Below are 21,352 nucleotides of genomic sequence, written 5' to 3'. Positions count from 1 at the left end.
GCGCGCGCCAAGTCAGACTTGGAAGCCTCCTTCAGTCGGCGGATGGCATCGAGCACGAAACGCTCATTGTAATGCCGAACCTTGACAGAATTACTGCCTTTTCCAGACAAAACCGGCGCCTCCATTCATTTTCTCATCGAGCCAGCCCGGCCGCCCACAGCTGTGAAGCTGCTGCGGTCGAGGCGTTCCGACCGCGCTTGTGCGCGACACGACAGTGCCCGCCGGGACAATGGAAGTCAATTTTCCTGTTGCGGCCTTGGTCTATTTAATATAGCAAATTGAAAAAATAACAATGGCTGGATCATAACTGGGAGGAGAGGTGCTGCACTCAGGCGCACATGGCGGAGCCGATGCCGCGGTGACGAGGAACGTGGCTGTCCCCGTTGCTCTGGTTCAGGCGACAAAGGCCTTCGGTGGCACGATCGCCCTTAAGGACGCGTCCTTCGAATTGCGCTCCGGGGAGGTGCTGGCACTGCTGGGCGAAAACGGCGCCGGCAAGAGCACTTGCGTGAAGTTGCTGGCCGGGGTGTATTCTCCCACCAGCGGCCATGTCGAGGTCGACGGCAAGCATGTGGTCTTCCATTCGCCGCACGACGCCCAAGCCGCCGGCATTGCGGTCATGCACCAGCATCCCGGCCTGTTCCCGGACCTTTCGGTCGCAGAAAACATCTATCTCGGTCACATGCCGCGCGATCGCTTCGGCGGCATCGACAACGCAGCCATCCTGGCTGGCGCGCGCAAAGTGCTGGCGACGGTCGGCCTCGACGTGCCGGCCGAAACGCGGCTGGGAACGTTGCGCACCTCCGAACAGCAATTGGTCGAGATCGCCCGCGCGCTCTCGCTCGACGCGCGTGTGCTGATCATGGACGAGCCCACGGCGGCCCTGTCGCAACGCGAGGTCGAGCGGCTGTTTACAGTCGTTGCCGACCTCCGGCTGCATGGCGTGGCGATGATGTTCGTCGGCCACCGCATGGACGAGATATTCCGCATCGCCGACCGCATCGCCGTGCTGCGCGACGGACGCCTTGTCGGCGTCAAGCCGAAGGCCGAGCTTGGCCGTGCCGCCGCCATCGGCATGATGGTCGGCCGCGAACTGACCGACCTCTATCCCGAACGGCGCCACGCCACCGGCGCGCTTGTGCTGGAGGCGAGGGGGCTGTCACGCGCCGGCGGCTTTTCCGGCATCGATCTCAAGCTCCACGCTGGAGAGGTGCTCGGGCTTGGCGGCCTGGTCGGCAGTGGGCGGACCGAGATCGCGCGCGTGCTGTTCGGCATCGACCAGCCGGACGCCGGCGAAATCTTGATCGACGGCGAAACCGTGCGCTTCGCAACGGCGCGCGACGCCATGGATGCGCGCATCGCCTATGTCTCGGAAGACCGCATGGGCCAGAGCCTGGTGATGGATTTCTCCATCCTCGACAATGCCGTGCTGCCAATACTCGACAAGGCTGCCCCGGCAGGCCTCTACGGCACGGATCGCGCGATCGATCTGGTTGCGGACTGGCTGAAGCGCATGAAACTGCGCTTTTCCGGCTACGGACAGCCGGTCAAGGAATTGTCCGGCGGCAATCAGCAGAAGGTGGTGCTGGCCAAATGGCTGCGCACCGAACCGCGCGTCCTCATCCTCGACGAGCCGACGCAAGGCATCGATGTCGGCACCAAGGCGGAAGTGCACGCGATGATCGCCAACCTTGCGGCGCAGGGCATGGCGATCATCCTGATCTCTTCCGAGATGCCCGAACTCATCGGCATGTGCGATCGCATCGTCGTTCTGCGCGAAGGTCATCGGATGGCCGAATTCGCCAGGGGCGAAGCCACCCAGGAAAAGGTGCTCGAAGCGGCGACGAAGACCGACGAGCGCGTCGATCCGGCGGCGCAGGCCGAACGTGCCGTCTTCAACGAGAAGAAAAAAGGACCGCTCGATTTCCTGAAGCGGCGAGAGTTCGGGCTGCTCGCCGCGATACTGGCGGTCGCCATTCCGGTCACCATTATCAACCCGCGCATGGTGAGCGCGGCAAACCTGACCGCCGTGTCGATGGATGCTGCCTTGCTGGTTGTTGCGGCACTCGCACAGATGCTGGTGCTGATCACCCGCAATATCGACCTTTCGATCGCCGCGGTGATCGGTCTTTCAGCCTACATGGCGGCCAGCATGGTTCAGGCCTATCCGGGACTCGACATCGGCATCGGCCTGGCGACCGCATGCGCGGTCGGCGGTGTCGCTGGCCTGATCAACGGCCTTGTCGTCACCAGGGGAAGGATCCCCGCCATCGTCGTCACCCTGGCCTCGATGTCGATCTTTCGCGGCTTCAACTCGATCTGGGCAGCGGGCGACCAGATCAGCGCCGACGAGGTCACACAAGCCTGGCTCGACATGACCGGCCTGAAAATCGCCGGCGTGCCGCTCATCGTCGTCATCGCCATTGTCATCCTGTGCGCCGGCTACGTGCTGCTCTATCGCACGGCCATTGGGCGCGAACTGTTCGCCACCGGCTCCAACCCGGACGGTGCGCGTCTCATCGGCATCCCCGTCGACCGCCGCATCCTTCTGGCCTTCGGCATGGCCGGCCTGCTCGGCGGCCTGTGCGGCGCGCTCTGGGCATCCCGCTACGCCACCATCGATGCGCGTGTCGCGCTCGGCTTCGAACTCACCGTGATCGCTTCGGCGGTGGTCGGCGGCGTCGCCATCCGCGGCGGTTCGGGTACCCTGCTCGGCATCATCCTTGGCGCGCTCACTTTGCTGGTCATCAAGAACGGGCTGACGCTGGTGCGCGTCGACCCGCTGTGGCTGCAGGGCGTCTACGGCTTGGTGATCCTGGTTGCCATCGGCATCGACACCTTCATCGTGCGGCGCGCGGAGCAGGCAAGACAGGTGAGGGCGAGATGAGAAAGTTCCTCCGTTCGATCGACTTCTGGGATCTGCTGCTGGCGATCTCTTGCCTGGCCATATTCCTCTACGCGGCGATGTTCGTGCCGAACTTCGTTTCCGGCTTCAATCTCTCTCAACTGGCCGCGAGCGCCTCGGAAAAGGCGTTGCTGATCCTGCCGATGACGCTGCTCATCATCACCCGCGAAATCGACCTGTCGATCGCCTCGGTGTTGGCGCTGACCTCCGTGGTCTTTGGCCTGCTCGTCCAGGCCGGCATGCCGACGCTGGCGGCGATCCCGCTGACGCTCGTCACCGGTGGCCTGCTCGGCGCCTTCAACGGCTATCTGGTCTCGGGCTTGGGACTGCAGTCGCTGGTGGTGACGCTCGGCACCATGGCGCTCTATCGAGGTATTGGCTACATCCTGCTCGGCACCGGTTCGGTCAACATCCTGCCGCCCGCGGTCGTCGATTTCGGCATCAACAACCTGCCCGGCACCGAGATACCGTGGACCATCGTGCCATTCCTGGTGTTGGCGCCGGTGTTTGCCGTCATCCTGCAGAAGACGCCGACCGGCAAGCGCATCTACGCGCTTGGCGGCAGCCCGGAGGTAGCGCGCTATTCCGGCATCAACACGCGCCGGATGGTCCTGAACCTGTTCGTGGTTTCAGGCATCATCGCCGCCATTGCCGGCATCGTCTATACCGCCCGCCTCTCCAATGCCCGCGCCAACAATGCGCTCGGCATGGAACTCGACGTCATCACCATCGTGCTGCTCGGCGGCGTCAGCGTCTTTGGCGGCAAGGGCCGCCTGACCGGCGTCATGCTGGCGCTGGTCCTGATCGCCATCATCCGCAACGTGCTGGCGCTCAACCAGATCGGCGGCGATGCGCAGGGCATGATCATCGGCCTGCTTCTGATCGGTTCGCTGCTGGTCGGCAATTACTGGCGCTCCACACAGGAGATGCTCAGCAGATCGCGCGCCATGCGCGAGACCAAGGGGTGATCTCGGGCCCCTTCCTTCAAGCCCGATTTTTTGACGGAGGAGTTACAATGAAAGCGTTTAGATTAGCCCTGCTCGCATCCGCGGTTCTGCTCGCGCCGACCTCGCTGGCCCTCAGCCAGGAGTGCGCCAAGGAACCTGTAACGGTTGGGTTCCTGCCCAAGCTCGACACCGACCCGTACTTCAAGGTGGCTTTTGGAGGCGCCGAAGAGGCGGCGAAGGAAATTGGCGGCACCGCCACCCAGGTCGCCCCATCGCAGGCGACCGCTGAGGCGCAGATCGAATTCATCAACAGCCTCGTGTCGCAGAAGGTCGGGGTCATCGCAATTGCCGGCAACGACGCCAATGCGGTTGCGCCTGCGCTGAAGCGTGCCGTCCAGCAGGGCGTCCGGGTGATTTCGTACGACTCCGATGTGGCGGCCGATGCCCGCACGGTATTCGTGAATCAGGTGAAGGGCGACAGTCTCGCCGAAATGATGCTGGAAAGTGCGTTCAATCTCAGCGGCGGTGAAGGTGAATTCGCGATCCTGTCTTCGACGCCCACGGCGACCAACCAGAACGCCTGGATCGACTTCATGAAGGCGAAGATGGCGGCCGAGCCGAAGTTCTCCAAGATGAAGCTGGTGCAGGTCGCTTATGGCGAAGAAAGCGAGCAGATCAACCAGCAGCAGGCACTGGCGCTGGTGCAGGCGTTTCCGGATCTCAAGGTGATAATCGTTCCTGCAGGCATAGGCCTTCCGGCGGCCGCGCGTGCACTCGAGGAGGCGGGCATGATCGGCAAGGTCAAGCTGACCGGTCTGGCGCCGGCCACCCTGATCTCGAAATACATCAAGGATGGCGCCGCGCAGGATATCTGGTGGAATGTCACCGATCTTGGCTATCTGACCTATCAGACGGCCCAGGCGCTTGCGCAGTGCAAGATCACCGGCAAGGAAGGTGAGAAGTTCAAGGCAGGCAGGCTCGGCGAATACACGATTGGGGCCGGCGGCGAATTGATCCTTGGACCGGCGAAAATTGTGACCCCCGAAAATCTGGCCGAGTTCAAGTTCTGATCCTGCCGACTGAATCCGCGGTGGGGGCGCCAACTTGATTGGCGTCCCTGCGTCTCTTTGATCGACCGATTGGCGCAGGTGCGACGATGAACGTGTTGCTTGCAGGTGAAACCTTCGCGGCTACGACCTCGGTCGCCGTCGGCGGCGATGTTTTGACAAGTGCGACCTCGACAAATGGCGCGACGGCGTTCAACGCCGCACTGGCCATGGAGGACATTGCTGTCACGCAGATCGGCGGCGAGCGCTGCGCCGCGGAGTTTCCCTATGACCTCGACGCGCTCGCCCGGTATCAGGCGGTGGTGATTTCCGATGTCGGCGCTCTGACATTGCTGGTCACGCCTGATGCCCGCGCCGGGCGTGTCGGCGTCAACCGCCTCGAGGTTTTGAAAGCCTATGTCGAAAACGGCGGCGGGCTGATGCTGGCCGGCGGCTATATGGGCTTTCAGGGCATGTTCGGGACGGCGCGGTTCCACGACACCCCGGTCGAAGACGTGCTGCCCGTGCGCTGTTTGCCGTTTTGCGACGGCATGGAGGTGCCCCAAGGCCTGCAGGCGTCAATCCTGCAGTCTTCCCACCCGATCTTTGCCGGGGTGGAGGGACCTTTGCCGCCGATCCTCGGTATGAACAAGCTGGATTTCAGGCGCGACGGCTCGTCCCGGCTGTTGGCGACCTGCCACCATCGCGGCACCGACTGGCCGCTCCTCGCTGTTCGCAGCCATGGCCGCGGCCGCACGGTCGCCTGGGCGACCGACATCGGTCCGCATTGGCTCTCGCAGGATTTTCTCCAATGGCCGCTCTACGGCAAGCTGATGGCGAACATGGTGCGGTGGCTCGCCGGCACCGAATAAGAGAGGCGGACAGCTGTTTCAGTGCCGTTGCCGGTTTCGCTGCAGGCCTTGAAGCGATGGCTTTCAAATCCTCTCTCGCAGCACCAGTCTCCCTGTTCCCTGAATTGGTCGCGTTGGCGCTCCGGCGGTTGTCAACTGTGCAGATGCGTCAGTTCGAGCCCGGCTCCATCCTGGATGCCGGACATGTGTTGTTCGGCGGACCGGGTGGCAAAAGTGATCGACCACAAGGTTAGGGTCGAGCGCCAAGGTGAGGCTGCAAAAAGTTGTCCAGCGGTCACTACGGTCGATGGTCGTTTTCGAAAACAGGACTGGCACTCGTCTTGCAACTGCCGTTGTGCCGGCTAATCCCGGTCCTGATTTGGGACACAAATCAGGTTCGGCTTGCCGGGGACAGTTGGGGTTGGGGCAACCCCCCGGCGAGTTCGCTCTCGACTTTGAAGTAAAGGAGCTGCGATTCCAAATCATAGCTCATTCATTGCTGGCATTTTCTCGCTTTCGTGTTACATTTGATGGGGCAACCGGGGGGTGGCTTTAATGTATCGAAATGATCCAGAGCTGTGCGCTCGCGCGACTGCACGGGGCATCACCATATACCAGCGTTCGAAGACAGTGTGGATCGCTGCTGGAAAGTACAGAGGTCGAGATATTCAAGTGAAAGGCCGCTCGCCAACAACGGCCCTGACCTTGTGGAAGGAGGCTGTACGGTACCAAGGTTCGGAGATATAGGCCGCTCGGCCAGGTGCGGCCGACGCCCTCGGGATTTGGGTGCTCCATCAAGCGCCGGCCTCGGCGGGGTTGGGGTCCCGCCGCCGCATAAAGTTAGCTGATTCTAAAATACTAGGGAATGACGCGATGGCGGACCCGCGTCTTCGCCTTCCGCTTCCCAGGCGCCTCGCCGAACTTGAGGCAGGACCCACCTGCTCGACAAGTCGGGCCATGCGCCGTTCTGGGATTCGCCGGATCGCTTCGATCCGATCTTCGCCCGTTTTTTTGGCAAGCGTAGATAGGGATCATCGGAAAAGCCCGCAGGTCTTGCTGGCCAAACTGCACTGACGCCAGAGCGCCGCGTGCCTGGTTCTGACCAAGCCCGATCGCGGCTCACGCCCTGCCACAAGCAAATGTCATCGGGTCGCATGGCATCATCAAGATACGATGTGCCAATATCCGCATCTGCGCTGGCTGCTCGCCCGTGATCCAAGGCGATAAATTCCCGGGCAGCCGCCTTGCAGTTGGAGCGCTAAATGACCGTACTCACACGCCGCGGACTTTTGAAAACTGCAGCGGTTGCCGGAGCGAGTGGGATCGGGCTTTCGGCCATGAAGTTCGGCGGCTGGGCCGCCGCCGGCCCTGAGCCGGTGGTGCTGCGGACGGCGAAGATCCAGGCGAAGCTGATGGATGTCGGCCAGACCAGGGACGTGCTGACTTATGGCGACGCCGGAATGCCTCCAGTGCTTAGGATGAGAAAAGGCGAACCCTTCGCCGCGCGCCTTGTCAACGCGATCGACGATCCGACGACGATCCACTGGCACGGCATTCGCGTTCCAAACAAGATGGACGGCGTTCCGTTCCTGGTCCAGCCTTACGTCTACACCGGCGATCATTTCGACTATGCGTTCACGCCGCCCGACGCTGGCACCTTCTGGTACCACCCGCATTGCAACACGCTGACCCAGATCGGTCACGGCCTGGCAAGCGTGATCGTGGTCGAGAATCCGGGCGATCCGAAATTCGATTCCGAGGTGGTCCTCAATCTGCGCGACTGGCGTCTTGGCGATGACGGGCAGTTCATCGAGCAGTTCCGGCCGCGCGATGCCGCGAGAACCGGCACATACGGCACGGTGCGCACGGCCAACTGGCTCGATCAGCCGCGATATGACGCGCCGGCCGGCGGCCTGGTGCGGCTGCGGGTCGCCATCACCGACGTCACGCGGATCTATGCCTTTCGCGTCGACGGCGCTGAGGCGACGGTTATGGCGCTGGACGGCAATCCGGTGCCGCGGCGTTTTTCACCCGATGCCTTGCTGCTTGGACCCGGCCAGCGCATGGAACTCGCCATACGCATGCCCGACGACGAAGGGGCCATCGTCAGCCTGCGAGATGTCAGGGGCACCAAGCCCAAGGTGCTCGCGACCCTGCGCGCAACTGGAAGCTCACTCAAGCGGGACATTCGTGACGTTGCGCCCCTGGAAGTCAATCCGGTGAAGGATGTGGATCTCACCGCTGCCAAGCATATTCCCCTGGCGCTCAGCGCCACGGCGGAAAACATCCCGAGCGACGGCATTTGTGGTTCACTTGGCTACAGCTTCTGGGCGATCAACAAGGTGCCGTGGTCAGGCGATACATCAGATCCGACCGCGCCGCTGGCCGAGTTGAAGCTCGGAGGCAGCTATGTCATCGACATGGAGAACCTGACGCCGCAATCCCATCCGATGCACTTGCACGGCATGAGCTTCAAGGTGCTGTCGTCCTCGACGCGCCCAGTTCAGCCATTGATCTCCGATACCTATCTTATCCAGCCCAACGAGAAGGTGAGCCTGGGCTTCGTCGCCGACAGTCCTGGCGACTGGCTGCTGCACTGCCACATCATCGAGCATCAGAAATCGGGAATGACCAGCTACTTCAGAGTGGTGTAACGCCTCGCTCGACCAATCGCACGATTGGCATGGGTTCGTGTGCCCACCATGGTCATTGGCGTTTGCGCCTGCTTTGACGGGCGAGAAATTGCCCCCGACTGCCGGTTTCGTTGGCAAAAGGGGGCGATTCCCTGCTATTGCCGCCTCCAAATCAAGAACCATGGACGCTCCCGCATGACCAATGTCGCCCTGACCGGGCTTGCCCGCGATCTCGCCAGGCGTGCCGCCGAGGGCCGTCCGGTGCGCATTGGCGTCATCGGTTCGGGCGAGATGGGCACCGACCTGGTCACGCAAGGTATGCTGATGCCTGGCATCTCGGTTTGCGCGGTCTCGACACGGCGCCCGCACACCGCGCGCGCGGCCATCCGCATTGCCTATGGTGACGAAGCCATGGCGGTTGAAGCCGACACCGCATCGAAAGTCACCGGCGCCATCGAGAGCGGCAAGATCGCCATCACCTCCAACGAGATGCTGGTGACCAATCCGCTGATCGATGTCGTCATCGACGCCACCGGCAAGCCGGGCGTTGCCGCCGATTTCGACCTGATGGCGATGGAGCACGGCAAGCACCTGGTGATGATGAATGTCGAGGCCGATGTCACCATCGGCTGCTATCTCAAGCAGCAGGCCGACCGGCTTGGCGTCGTCTATTCGGTCGGCGCGGGCGACGAACCGTCAAGCTGCATGGAACTGATCGAGTTCGCCTCCGCGCTGGGACTGACCATCGTCTCGGCCGGCAAGGGCAAGAACAACCCTCTCAACCACGATGCCGTACCGGACGACTATCGCGAGGAAGCGCTACGCCGCAACATGAACCCGCGCATGCTGGTCGAATTCGTCGACGGCTCCAAGACCATGGTCGAGATGTGCGCCATCGCCAATGCCACCGGTCTGGTGCCTGATGTGCCCGGCATGCACGGGCCGAAGGCCGACCGCGACGATCTCGCTAAGGTGCTGATTCCGCGCGAGGATGGCGGTCTGCTGACGAAGAAGGGCGTCGTCGATTACACGGTCGGCAAGGGCGTCGCGCCCGGTGTCTTCGTCATCGTCGAGGCGACGCATCCGCGCGTCATCGAGCGCATGGACGATCTGCATATCGGCCACGGACCCTACTACAGCCTGTTCAGGCCCTATCATTTGACCTCGCTGGAAGTGCCGCTGACCGCCGCCCGCATCGTGCTTTTCGGCAAGCCCGACATGGTGCCGCTGCCGAGGCCGGTGGCCGAGGTGTGCGCGGTCCCCAAGCGCGATCTCGCCGCCGGCGAGACCTTCGATGCGATCGGCGAGACCTGCTATCGCTCCTGGACGATGACCGTCGGAGAGGCTCGCGCCCAGCGTGCCGTGCCGGTTGGCCTGCTCGAGGGCGGCACGGTGCTGAAACCGGTCAGGAAAGGCGAATTGCTGACCGCCGACAATGCCGCCCCCGACCAGACGACGAGGCTGTTCGCTCTGCGCCGGCTGCAGGACGCGATGCTGTACGGAGCGAACTGAGGTTCTATTTCCCCAGTTCGATCGACCGCAGCCGCGCCGCTTCGACCGCTTCGGTCAGCAGATTTGTCAGCCGGTCCTCGCCCATCAGCACGCCAAGGGCCGCTGCCGTCGTGCCGTTGGGGCTGGTCACCTGCTGGCGCAGGACACCTGGTTCCTCACCACTTTCGGCGGCGAGCGAAGCCGCGCCGTAGACGGTCTGCATGGCGAGCAGCTTGGCGGTCGCTGTCGGCAGCCCGGCCTTCTCGGCGGCGACGGTCAATGCTTCGATGAAATGGAAGATGTAGGCCGGCCCCGATCCCGACACGGCGGTGACCGCATCCATCAGGCCCTCGTCTTCGATGGTGGCCACTTGCCCGCTCGCCGAAAGCAGATCGGCGACGAAGCGCTTGGTCTCATCTAAGACCAGCTTGTTGGAAAACACCACCATCATGCCCTTGCCGATCGCCGCGGGCGTGTTGGGCATGCAGCGCACGATCGGCGCGCGGTTGCCCAGGATCGCTTCGAAGGTGGCGACGGGCGTGCCGGCGGCGATGCTGACGAAGGTGGTGCGGCCATCGCCGAAACGCTTGTAGCCGGCGGTGACATCGCGGATCACCTGCGGCTTCACCGCGATGACGACGAGATCAGGCACGGCATCGGCTGCAATATCGCTGGCATCCGCGGCGGCGCCGCAGCCGAGCGTTGCCGCGCGATTGCGCAGGTCGGCATTGGGCTCGACCACGAAAACCGCCGAGGGATGAAGCTTCCCGGATTTCAGCCAGCCGGCAAGCATGGCGTAACCCATATTGCCGCAGCCGGCGAGAACAAGCCTGATCGTCATGGAACCCTCCGAAGGAAGGCCTTCACATAGACGCTCGCGCATCCGTGGGGAAGCCCCGTTAGGACGGAGAAAATTGCTCTCCGCGATCGGGGTTGCGCACCGCGATCGGCCGCAGCGACACTTGCCTGAGGCCAAGCACGCCGAGCACGAAGAACAGCCAGACCGGGTCGCCGCGATGAAAGAAGAAGCTTTCGAGGAAAGCGTTGAGTGCGGTGAACAGCACCACCATCATGAAGAAGTCGCCGAGATAGATGTTTTCCTTGCGCAACGGAATGCGCATGTAGTCGCGCAGCGGCGCGATGAGGAAGGTATAGACCGCGACGCAAAGTGCCGGAATGCCCATCAGTACGGCGATGTCGAGATAGCCATCATGGCCGTGCACGATGGTTCGGATGTCCCAGGGCCGGTCGAAGGGCTGGTCCTGGTTGAGCAGCAGCGGCGTGCCCCAGAAGCTTTCATAGCCGTAACCGGTCCATGGCTTCTTCGCCAGCATGGAGCCGGCGAACTCCCACAGCGTCGTGCGGCCGGTATAGGTGAGGTCGGGGAAATAGATCGCCGCCAGTTGTTTCACCGGCGGCAGGAAGACGATCCCCAGCGTGCCGACCGCCGTGGCCATGATCGCCAGCGCGAACAGGATCGGGGTGCCGAGCCGCATGCCCATCAGGCTCGGAAACATGACGATCAGGATCGAGAACGGCACCAGGCCGGCCGTCGTCTTGGAGCCGGTGTGCAGCATGAAGATCATCGCCGCGCAGAAGATCCCCGCGCCCCAGAACCGCTGCCCACGCCGGTAGAGATAGAGCCCGGCGAAGCTGAAACAGGCCATGATCGGCCCGGCGATGTTCTTGTGGGTGAACACGCCACGCCACAGGCCCGCATGCTCTGGTTCCTGTGAGTCGGCCGTGTGCATCGCCTCGTGCGGAAAGACGATGAGGCCGAGATAGGACAGTCCCATGACCACGACGGCAGTGAAGATAATGACTTTTGAGAAGGCTTCGGCGTCGCGCGGCAACACCAGGACCGTCGCCATCGTCAGAATGCCGATCAGGGTGAACGAAGCGGCGCGCATGGCCGACGGCGGATCGGTTGCCATCACCACCGACAGGAAGAAAAAGCCCAGCATCAGCATCCAGGACGGGCTGAGCAGCGAACGCACGATGCGCGGATCGGCGAAGGCCATCAGCGAGAAGATCGAAACAGCACCGAGTGAGCTGAAACCGAGCTGATTGACGATGTCGCCGCCTTGACCGGTCAGTTCGGCGCCGGCCGGCTGGAACGGGCGGAAGGACACCATGATGACGGTGAACAGAAGCGCGGCGATCGCGGTCGCCACGCCTTCGCGCGTGAATGCGGCGCTGAGCGGTGCGCGCTCAGTTTTTCTCAGGCTGGCGGTACTGCTCATTGGCATACCCGAATTCGGCCATCACGCGGCCCAGCGCCACATGGACAGGGTAGATGGCGATCGCCGGCGATCCCGTTCGCGCCAGCCGGACCATGCCGCGAAACGGCGAGGCGGCAAGCAACGCCAGACTCTTCAACAGCACCTTGGCGCTGGCCAGCGGCGTGCCGGCGCGCTTCTTCTTTTCGACCAGCGTCGAGATCACGCCGTTGCGCAGGCTGCGGGCACGGATCCAGTCGGCTTCGACACGCCGGGCCGGAACGGTTTCCTGCACCTTGGCTTCGGCGCACCAGCCGAGCACAAAGCCCTTCTGCGCAGACCGGCTGAGAAAGTCGGAATCGCCGCCACCCATGAAGTTGAATTTGAGGTCGAGAAAAGGCGGCCCCATGGCGGTGAGCACGTTGCGGCCGACCAGAAGATTGCCTGACGAATAGAGCGCCGGCACCCGTCCTGTCTCACGGTAGGGAGGCGCGAAGACCGGATGGTCAGCCCATCTCGCATGGGCGGGATCGGCAAACACAGGCACCTGCGGGCCTCCGACGATATCGGCTCCGAGCGTTTCGGCTGCGCCGCACATCCGTTCCAGCCACTGCGGATCGGCGATCTCGTCATCGTCGATGACCAGCAAATGCCTGAAGTTGGGGAATTGCAGGATCGCCGTCTGCCAGCCGGCATTGTAGGCGCTGCAATTGCCGCGCTCATGCGCGATGATCACCAGACCTGACATCTCGCCGCGCTCGAACAACGGCAGCGCCGCCCTGGCGCCCGCACGCGCCTCGGCTTCGTTTTCCATGACGATGACAGCAAAGCGCCTGCCGGTCTTCTGCGCCCGCAGCGACGCCAGCGTTTCCAGGAGCTGCTCTGGGCGCTTGAAGGTCGGCAGGGTAACGACCGCCTCGATGGCCTCCACGTCAAGCCGGGGAGACCGTCCCGCGATCGATACCGAACCGTCCGATGGCAAAGGGATCATCCGTGTCCAGCCACATGGTGAGTTGGGTTCTGGTAACACCACCGGTGATAACGTTTCGTTAATCACCTTGCGCGGAGAAGCCCGCCAGGCAGGGGCTTTCGGCCGTTGATTGTGCTCGCTTAATCAAGGGTTCACCGCGTTTTGCTACCGGCTACACCACAGGATAGGTGAGATGCATCTGCTGTTCGCCACATCGATCGTGCCCGACGGCGCTCTCGCCTCGGGCTACGAGATCGCCAATGCCGCGATCATAGCCGCCTTGCGGCGTGCCGGCGCGCGCGTCACCGTCATCGGCTTCACCTGGCCGGGGAAAGCAGCGGCCGATCCCGAAAACACCGTGGTTCTGGGTGCCATCGACGTGCGTACGGAAAATGCCTCTGCATGGCAAAGGCTCGCCTGGGTCGGCAAGGCGATGCTTTCGGGCCTCACTTTCGCATCGGTCAAATTGCGCGCGGTGTCCGACAGCGATGTTCTCGCCGCTGTCGAACGCGCCGGTCCCTTCGACGGCTACGTGCTGAATTCCGTGCAGTTCGCCGGTGCCTTCGAAAAGCTGTTCGGTGACCGGCCTTCGATCTTCGTCGCCCACAATGTCGAGCATCTTTCGGCGCGGGAGAACGCCGCTGCCGCCGCTAGTCTTTTCCAGCGTCTGCTGTTTCGCCGCGAAGCGAGATTGCTCGAGAGCATGGAAGAGCGGCTCTGCCGCCGCGCGCGCTTCGTCTTCACGCTGGCCGAGGAAGACCGCATTGCACTCGGGGTCGCCTCTGACGACCGTTCGGCTGTGCTGCCATTGGTAACCGGCGCCAAAGCGCCAGCGCACGAAGGCGTGCGCCATGTCGACTGCGACGCAGCCTTGATCGGCACCTGGACTTGGCAGCCGAACCGCATCGGCCTCGACTGGTTCCTGGGCAAGGTGGTGCCGCATCTGCGGCCCGGCTTCCGCATCCGGATCGCCGGCCGGATGCCATCGGGCGTCACCTCCACGCATCCGGGTGTCGAATTAGTCGGCCGCGTACCAGATGCACAGGCCTTCGTGCGCGGCGCCGCCGTCGTCCCGCTGATCAGCACCGCCGGCAGCGGCGTCCAGTTGAAGACGATCGAGACCTTCGAGCTTGGCCTGCCTTCCGTCGCCACCAGCCGCTCGCTGCGCGGCATCGACCACCGCCCGGCCAATTGCGTCGTCACCGATGATCCGGTCGACTTTGCCAAAGCACTGGAGGCCGCGGCGGCCGACATCCGCGACGTTGACGGCAGCGCGTTCCACCGCCGGCAGGTCAAGGCGCTCGACGCCGCCATCCGGCTCGGTCTCGAAAAGCTTGTGCCTGTCAGGCAGGAGGCGTTTGCATGAACATGCATGCCGCCCGCGCCGCGACCGGACTCGACACGCTGAAGACGATTCTCGGCATCCCGGTGCTCGCCATTCGTTGGGACGATGCGATCGCCTTGCTGAACCGCCTGATTGCCGAGCGGCGCTTCACCAAGGTCAGTTTCCTCAACGCCCACAACGCCAACCTTGCCTACACCGACCCGGTCTTTGCCCGGGCGCTCGACGACTTCCTCATCCTGCCGGATGGCATCGGCGTCGATCTCGCCGCCAAGCTGCTCTATGGCGCGCCGTTTCCGGACAACCTCAACGGCACCGATTTCGTGCCGGCCTTCCTGCAGGCCTCGACAACGCCGCTGACAGTCGGGCTGCTCGGTGCAACGCGCGTCAACGCCGAGGCGGCGTCCAGGAAACTGGCGGCGCTTGCCGTGCAGCACAATTTCGTGGTCATCCATGACGGCTATTTTTCGGCTGCCGAGGAGGCGGGAATAGTCGACCGGATCGAAGAATTGCGACCGGATGTGCTGCTCGTCGCCATGGGTGTACCGCGCCAGGAATTGTGGATCGCGCGCCACATCGATGCACGCCATTGCACGCTGCCGATCGCGGTCGGAGCCTTGCTCGATTTCCTGAGCGGCGCCGTGCCACGGGCACCCTTGTGGATGCGCCGGCTGCGCCTCGAATGGCTGTTTCGGTTGGCTGTCGAACCGGGTCGCCTGTGGCGCCGCTATATGGTCGGCAATCCCTTGTTCCTGTGGCGCGTTGCCAGGCAGAAACTCTCGCGTGCGCCTGCCGGAGATGCCAGGTGAACAGCCGGTTCGTGCCAAGCGCCGCTATCGTCCCCGGCCCGCTTCGCGAGACGCCGACGGCGGCGGTGGTGACGGCAAGCTATGCGCCGGATTTCGAGCGTTGCCGCCTGTTGTGCGAAACCCTTGACCGGCATGTTTCAGGGGCCGCGCACCACTATATCCTGGTCGAACATCGCGACGTCGCGCTGTTCCGTCAGTTGGAGACCAACCGCCGCACAGTCGTCGATGAGCGCGAACTGCTGCCGCACTGGCTGCGCGCCTTCGACGATCCGCTCAGCCTGTTCCGGCGGCGCATATGGCTCAGCCTGAAGACCCAGCCATTGCGCGGCTGGCACGTGCAGCAGTTGCGCCGCATCGCCATCGCCGCACACACCAGGGAAGACGTGCTGATCTTCTGCGATTCCGACGTCGCCTTCCTCAAGTCTTTCGATTGCGGCGCCTTCTGGCGCGACGGCAAGGTGCGACTGTTCCGCCGCGACGGCGTGCTGGCAGACGAAGGTCACGAGGAGCATCGCATCTGGTCGCGCAACGCGGGGGCGGCACTCGGCATCGACCCGTCGCGGATATCGACCCATGACTACATTTCGACACTGATCGCATGGCGGCGCGACACCGTGCTGGCCATGTGCGGCGAGATCGAGAAGGTCCATGCGCGCGGCTGGGTCGAGGTTGTCGGTTCGGCGCGCAAATTCTCCGAATGCATGATCTACGGCCGCTACGTCGACGATTTGCTGTCGGGGGCTGGCCACTTCCACGGTTCGGAAGAGTTCTGCCGCGTCCACTGGACCGGCGAAGCGCTGTCGGATGACGAATTCCGCCGCTTCATTGCCGCCATGGCGCCGGACCAGGTAGCGATCGGCATGCAATCCTTCATCGGCACCGATATCGGCCGCATCCGCCGCCTGATCGGGCTCGACTAAAGCCTGATCCCGGAAAAGATCATGCTCGAATGACAGGTCCTAGACCGGTTTGGCCGGCTTGCGCATCGCCGAATAGGTGAGCAGCGTCGAGGCGAGATACAAAAGCAGGAAGACGACGTTGAGCGACAGCACCAGGTTCGGCGTGTCGAGGATGGTCGTCAGCACATAGGTCAGCAACACCGCCTTGAGCCCGGCGAGCAGTCCGAGATTGAGCGCCCGCACCAGCGTCTGGCCGCGCGCGAACAGGAGTTCGGCCTGGTATTCGACCAGATTGCGCAAGCCCGGAACGCAGATCGCCAGTGCCACCAGCGGGGCGGCCTCGGCGACATTCTTGCCGAGCGCGTTGGGGAAGAAATGCAGCACGATGCCAAGCGTCGCCAGCGCCAGTGTCGAGACCGCGAACACGCCGCCCTCGATGCCGCTCTTCACCGCCAGCCGTGACAGCAGTTCGGGCGCGCGCATCATGCGCTGCACCAGCATCATGGAGAAGGTGCGGATCGGAATCGCCGTCAGGTCGACCAGCCGCATGATGATGGCGTAGATGCCGGCCAGATGCGGTCCGCCGATTGCCAGAACCAGAAGTTTGTCGAACTCCATCTGCAGGTAGAACAGCACCTCGGCGCCGGCGACGTAGATCGAATCGGCCAGCCGCCGCAAATAGAGCTCGACGCGCAGCCGCAGCCGCTGGCGCGGGTAGAAGAAACCGAAAGCAATCAGCAGCGAGGCGGCATTGGCGCCGATATAGAACCACGACCATACCCAGACGCTGTGTTGCGCCCAGAACATGAACAGCACCGCGCCAAGCGCCCGCAACGCCGTCGCCAGGATCGCCAGCAGGGCGGCACGGCCGAATTTGCCGAGGCCGTTGTTGACGATCAGCGCCACCTCCACCGGTCGCCACAACAGCGCCTCGGCAAAGACGATTGCCGAAAACACCGACAGCGGCACGGTGTCGGCGAAGAAGATCAGGTAGACGCCGAACGAGGCGGCGGCCAGCAGCGGCAGCGACAGTGCGCCGAGCAGCAGGAAACCGGCGGTGAAGGTGCCGATCAGATTGGGGCGGATGGTGGCGGTGCGATAGAGTGCCGAGATGAAACCGAAGGCGAGGACGCGCGACAGCATGACGCCGGCCGCCGAGGCGGTGGCGAACATGCCGAATTCGGAAATCGACAGCGTGTTGGCGAGAGCGATGAAATAGGCGAGTGAAAAAACCAGCCGCCCGCCGGCGCCGCTGATCGCCGAGAAATAGTCGCGAAGCAGCCCCCGTCGTTCGGCCAAAAAGCTGCCGATCCGGGCGAGGGGCCGCCTTTGCGGTATGTCACTGGCCTGCGTCATGTGTCGCTGAAAAGCATAGGCGGGAAAGCTTAACGTGCCGTTTTGGAACCTTTGTAGGTATTGAGAAAATCATGCAACCGAAGAGGGAAAGTGCACGTTCGGCCGGGAAAAATTAACCTTTTGTTTTCCATGCCTGTTTAGCGTGGCTTAACGAATGGCCAACCGCCGTTTGCAGGCCGCCAAGGGTAAGCTCCAGGACAATGGTCGACAGGGAAAACCGCGAGGACTGGAAGCGCGAGCGATCGCTGCTCGCACTGGGGCAGGCTGTGCGCGGCGAGGATGATTCCGAGGCGTCCCTGGTCTCGATAGGGGACCGGACAAACTCGTCCTGGCGCGAGGATGCCGCCACGCGCCATCGTCTTGCCCGTTCACGGCGCGAGGCGCGCGCAAACCCGACACTGTCTGCTGCGGCTGGAGCAGAGCGGTTCCAGCCTGGCGAGCAGCCGTCAGCGACCGCACAAGGTCACGCCTGGCGCTCGCAGGAGGAAGCCGGTACTGGCGATTTGCCGACAGCCGCGTCGCGCGCAAGGACCGCCCCCGAAGAGCCTTCCGGCATCGGTCGCTCTCATGACGCGCCCGGGTCTCGCTATGCGGACGAGGCGGATGCATCCGTCGGCTATGGCGCGGACAGCCAGCAGTGGAAGCCGCTGATCGATCCGATGCAGGTGGTCCGCGGCGTTGCCAGGTCGAAGCTGCTGATCATCACGACGACGATATTGGGCGCCGGGCTCGGCGTCGCCATCGCGCTGTCGACACCAAAGAAATACGAAGCCACCACCGAACTGATCATCGAGCCGGGCGACCTGAAGCTTTCCGATCGCGATCTCACCCAATCGGTGGGGCAGCCCGACGCCGCCTTGGCTGTCGTCGAAACCCGGATCAAGATGCTTACGTCCGGCAATGTTCTCAACAAGGTCGTCGACAAGCTCAATCTCGTCAACGATCCCGAGTTCAACGGTCAGGGTTCCGGCGGCCTCGGCGTCATGTCACTCATCCGCTCGATACTGTCGCGCCATGATGGGCCGGGCGGCGCCGACCAAGTTCGCCGCCAGGCCCTGGCGGTTGGCAATCTGGCCGAGAGCCTCTCGGTCGAGCGCACCGGCAAGACCTTTGTCATCTCCGTCAGCGCCACCACGCAGAATGGCGAGAAGTCGGCTCTCATTGCCAATACGACGACGAGCGTCTTCCAGCAGGAGACCGGTCAATACCAGTCCGACATGGCCGGCCGCGCGACGGGCGAACTGACATCCAAGCTCGACGAGCTGCGCAAGGGTGTCGAGGCGGCCGAGCGCAAGGTCGAGGATTTCAGGGCCACGCATGACCTTGTCGACGCGCAGGGCCACTTGATCAGTGACGACCAGATGCTGAAGCTCAGCGAGCAGCTCTCCGTCGCTCGCGCCCGCACGCTGGAACTCAATGCCCGGGCAGCGTCGGCGCGTTCGATAGACGTCAATTCGGTTCTCACCGGCACCTTGCCGGAGGAGATCAACTCCAACACCATGAGCGACCTGCGCTCGCAATATGCGGCGCTGAAGCAGGAGGCTGACCGCGCCGCGATCCGACTCGGGCCTCGTCATCCCGAACTCCAGGCTCTCGACGCCCAGCTTGCCGGCGCGCGCGAGCGCATCGCCGCCGAACTGCGCCGCATCGCCTCTTCGCTGCAGGTCGACCTGAAGCGCGCGGTCCAGCTCGAACAGGACCTCGCTTCTCGGCTGGCGCAGGCGAAGGTCCAAAGCGGCGACGTCAACAGCGACCTGGTCACGTTGCGCGAACTGGAGCGCGATGCCACCGCCAAGCGTTCCGTCTATGAACAATATCTTCTGCGCGCCAAGGAGACTGGCGAACAGAAGGACATCAACACCGCCAACATCAATGTGATCTCCCCCGCCCAACCCCCACTCGAACCAAACGGGCCGTCGCGGGCCCTGGTCGCGTTGGCCGGCCTGCTGCTGGGCTTTGCCTCCGGTGTCGGCCTTGGCGCCATGCGTGGCGCCTATGAGAGCCTGCGCGAGACCGCAACGTCGCGTTCGCGTCGCGCCTCCAGGGTGGGCGACCGCCGCACACCTTACGAAGACAAGGCGTATCAGGCAGCACCCCCGCCGGCGCCGCAGCCGCCAGCACCACCATCAGCACCGCAACCGCCTGCACCACCACCGCCCGCGGCGCCACCGCCTGTTGATCAGGCTGAGACCGCGCCGGCCGAAGGTCCCGGCCGGATTGGTGCGCTGCTGTCGAAGGTGCGCAAGGCCTTGTCCCGCAAACCGTCCTCGGAGGAGCTTGTCGATACCGGCGAGTGGGTCTTGCCCCTCGCTGAAAACGGCAAACCCGCGGAAGATCCGAGCTACCCCGCCTATCCCCAGCTGGCGCCTGACTTTGCTCCTCGGCAGCCGGGTTCGGCAGGCCATCCGCGGTCGCCTTTCCAGCACGGCGTCCATCTCCCCTATCCGCAGCATCGGCCGCATTCGGCCCCGCAGCCCTATCCCTATGCGCAGCCGATGGGCTATCCGCAGGCGCAGCAGCCCTGGCAGCCGCAGCCGCCGGCTGGCTACCCCTATGCGCGGGCCATGGCGCCCTATGCCGGGCAGATGCCTTATCCGCCTCAGCCTGCTGCCGCGGCCTATCCCCAGCAGCCAGCCTCACCACAGCATGCCGCCCAGCCTCATGCGTCATCGGCGGAGGCACCGCGCTCCCCAGAGGAAGTCGAGCAGCAAGCTCCGATCGATGAAATCCGCGCCAGCCTGCGCGAATTCCGCGAGGCGGTCCGCGAGCTCACGGAAAGCCGTGCTCGCCGGCGCTATTTCTGAACATCGAATAAAAGTCGCCGGTTTCGAGTTAACGGCATGGGACGGCGCTTTGACGAGATTGCCCGGCCGAATTTTCGTGAAGATGCCGCGCTGGGAGAGATCCGGAGCGCGTCGCTTCTGGAAGCGGCGCGCGCTTGGGCATTACGGTGTTGAAGGTGGTTCATGGCTGAAGTGATTGACGGAAAAAGCGTCGCCGAAGACGTGGTGCGGACGGTCAAGAGCCTGACGGCCGAACTCATTGCCAAAGGCAAGGCCAAGCCCGGTCTTGCCGTGGTCATCGTCGGCGAGGATCCGGCGAGCCAGGTCTATGTCGCTTCCAAGTCGCGCACCGCCAAGGAATGCGGCTTTCACTCTGTCCAGCACACGCTGCCGGCCGAGACGTCCCAGGAAGCGTTGCTCAAGATCATCGGCGACCTCAACGCCGATCCGGACATCAATGGCATACTGGTGCAGCTTCCGCTGCCTGCCCATATCGATGCCGGCAAGATCATCCAGACCATAGCGCCGGAGAAGGATGTCGATGGCTTCCACTTCATCAATGTCGGCAAGCTCGGCACCGGTGAACTCGACACCGCCTTCGTTCCCTGCACGCCGGCCGGCTCCATGCTCTTGATCGAGCGCGTGCGCGGCAAGGACCTGTCCGGTCTCAATGCGGTCGTCGTCGGCCGTTCCAACATCGTCGGCAAGCCGATGGCCAATCTTCTGCTCGCCGCCAACTGCACTGTCACCATTGCCCACAGCCGCACCAAGGATCTGCCAGCACTTGCCCGCACCGCCGACATTCTTGTCGCCGCCGTCGGCAGGCCGGAGATGATCAGGGGGGATTGGGTCAAGCCGGGCGCCACCGTCATCGATGTCGGCATCAACCGCATTCCGGCACCGGAGAAGGGCGAGGGCAAGTCCCGCCTCGTCGGCGATGTCGCCTATGCCGAAGCGGCCAAGGCGGCCGGCGCCATCACGCCAGTGCCCGGTGGCGTCGGGCCGATGACCATTGCCATGCTGATGGCCAATACGTTAGCCTCGGCCTACCTTGCGGCCGGATTGAAACGGCCCTCCTTCTGACCTTCTGAGAGCGCCAGC

At 63.6% G+C, this 21,352-nt stretch carries 15 protein-coding genes; 11 read left to right on the top strand and 4 right to left on the bottom strand.

Annotated elements, in window-relative coordinates; genetic code table 11:
• The first annotated feature begins 319 nt into the window (after positions 1-319).
• The 6 genes from AC56QQ_RS28585 (at position 320) to AC56QQ_RS28560 (ending at position 9,894) form a co-directional block, all read left to right on the top strand.
• Positions 320-2,887: an ATP-binding cassette domain-containing protein gene (locus tag AC56QQ_RS28585; protein ID WP_497124198.1), complete on the top strand. Its 2,568-nt coding sequence runs from the start codon at positions 320-322 to the stop codon at positions 2,885-2,887.
• Positions 2,884-3,873 (top strand): ABC transporter permease, encoded by a 990-nt coding sequence (locus AC56QQ_RS28580; RefSeq protein WP_497124197.1) that lies wholly within the window; start codon positions 2,884-2,886, stop codon positions 3,871-3,873. Before AC56QQ_RS28585 ends, AC56QQ_RS28580 begins: the two co-directional genes overlap by 4 nt.
• Complete coding sequence (locus AC56QQ_RS28575) at positions 3,870-4,922, top strand: rhamnose ABC transporter substrate-binding protein (protein ID WP_497124196.1); 1,053 nt, start codon at positions 3,870-3,872, stop codon at positions 4,920-4,922. The genes AC56QQ_RS28580 and AC56QQ_RS28575 overlap by 4 nt, the downstream gene beginning before the upstream one ends.
• Positions 4,923-5,008: 86 nt before the next feature.
• Positions 5,009-5,770, top strand: a complete 762-nt coding sequence (locus tag AC56QQ_RS28570) for a glutamine amidotransferase (RefSeq protein WP_497124195.1) — start codon at positions 5,009-5,011, stop codon at positions 5,768-5,770.
• 1,241 nt (positions 5,771-7,011) lie between these two features.
• The gene (locus tag AC56QQ_RS28565) at positions 7,012-8,403 is read left to right on the top strand and encodes a multicopper oxidase family protein (protein ID WP_497124194.1); all 1,392 of its coding nucleotides are present in this window, start codon (positions 7,012-7,014) and stop codon (positions 8,401-8,403) included.
• A 174-nt stretch (positions 8,404-8,577) separates the two neighbouring features.
• The gene (locus tag AC56QQ_RS28560) at positions 8,578-9,894 is read left to right on the top strand and encodes an NAD(P)H-dependent oxidoreductase (protein WP_497124193.1); all 1,317 of its coding nucleotides are present in this window, start codon (positions 8,578-8,580) and stop codon (positions 9,892-9,894) included.
• 4 nt (positions 9,895-9,898) lie between these two features.
• Here the strand turns inward: AC56QQ_RS28560 and proC are convergent, their stop codons facing one another.
• Genes proC through AC56QQ_RS28545 form a run of 3 tightly spaced genes read right to left on the bottom strand, consistent with a single transcriptional unit; the run spans position 9,899 to position 13,083 of the window.
• Positions 9,899-10,714 (bottom strand): pyrroline-5-carboxylate reductase, encoded by an 816-nt coding sequence (gene proC, locus AC56QQ_RS28555; RefSeq protein WP_497124192.1) that lies wholly within the window; start codon positions 10,712-10,714, stop codon positions 9,899-9,901.
• 58 nt (positions 10,715-10,772) lie between these two features.
• Positions 10,773-12,116, bottom strand: a complete 1,344-nt coding sequence (locus tag AC56QQ_RS28550; RefSeq protein ID WP_497124191.1) for an O-antigen ligase family protein — start codon at positions 12,114-12,116, stop codon at positions 10,773-10,775.
• Entirely contained in the window at positions 12,085-13,083 is a 999-nt protein-coding gene (locus tag AC56QQ_RS28545) for a glycosyltransferase family 2 protein (RefSeq protein WP_497124190.1), read from the bottom strand. The genes AC56QQ_RS28550 and AC56QQ_RS28545 overlap by 32 nt, the downstream gene beginning before the upstream one ends.
• A gap of 172 nt (positions 13,084-13,255) precedes the next feature.
• Here AC56QQ_RS28545 and AC56QQ_RS28540 point away from each other — a divergent pair, with 172 nt between their 5' ends.
• The 3 genes from AC56QQ_RS28540 to AC56QQ_RS28530 are packed head-to-tail and all read left to right on the top strand — an operon-like array spanning position 13,256 to position 16,133.
• On the top strand, positions 13,256-14,428 hold the full coding sequence (locus AC56QQ_RS28540; RefSeq protein WP_497124189.1) for a glycosyltransferase family 4 protein: 1,173 nt from the start codon (positions 13,256-13,258) through the stop codon (positions 14,426-14,428).
• On the top strand, positions 14,425-15,213 hold the full coding sequence (locus AC56QQ_RS28535) for a WecB/TagA/CpsF family glycosyltransferase (protein ID WP_497124188.1): 789 nt from the start codon (positions 14,425-14,427) through the stop codon (positions 15,211-15,213). The genes AC56QQ_RS28540 and AC56QQ_RS28535 overlap by 4 nt, the downstream gene beginning before the upstream one ends.
• Complete coding sequence (locus tag AC56QQ_RS28530; RefSeq protein ID WP_497124187.1) at positions 15,210-16,133, top strand: DUF6492 family protein; 924 nt, start codon at positions 15,210-15,212, stop codon at positions 16,131-16,133. The genes AC56QQ_RS28535 and AC56QQ_RS28530 overlap by 4 nt, the downstream gene beginning before the upstream one ends.
• Before the next feature lie 39 nt (positions 16,134-16,172).
• Here the strand turns inward: AC56QQ_RS28530 and AC56QQ_RS28525 are convergent, their stop codons facing one another.
• Positions 16,173-17,468, bottom strand: a complete 1,296-nt coding sequence (locus AC56QQ_RS28525; RefSeq protein WP_489859775.1) for a lipopolysaccharide biosynthesis protein — start codon at positions 17,466-17,468, stop codon at positions 16,173-16,175.
• Between the two features lie 200 nt (positions 17,469-17,668).
• Here AC56QQ_RS28525 and AC56QQ_RS28520 point away from each other — a divergent pair, with 200 nt between their 5' ends.
• The gene (locus AC56QQ_RS28520) at positions 17,669-20,272 is read left to right on the top strand and encodes a GNVR domain-containing protein (protein WP_497124186.1); all 2,604 of its coding nucleotides are present in this window, start codon (positions 17,669-17,671) and stop codon (positions 20,270-20,272) included.
• 162 nt (positions 20,273-20,434) lie between these two features.
• Positions 20,435-21,334, top strand: a complete 900-nt coding sequence (gene folD / locus AC56QQ_RS28515) for a bifunctional methylenetetrahydrofolate dehydrogenase/methenyltetrahydrofolate cyclohydrolase FolD (RefSeq protein WP_497124185.1) — start codon at positions 20,435-20,437, stop codon at positions 21,332-21,334.
• Positions 21,335-21,352 lie beyond the last annotated feature (18 nt).

The organism is Mesorhizobium sp. RCAM 05099 (assembly GCF_059683685.1).
Note: the sequence above shows the minus strand (reverse complement) of the source record. Positions and strands in the feature narration are given on the sequence as shown.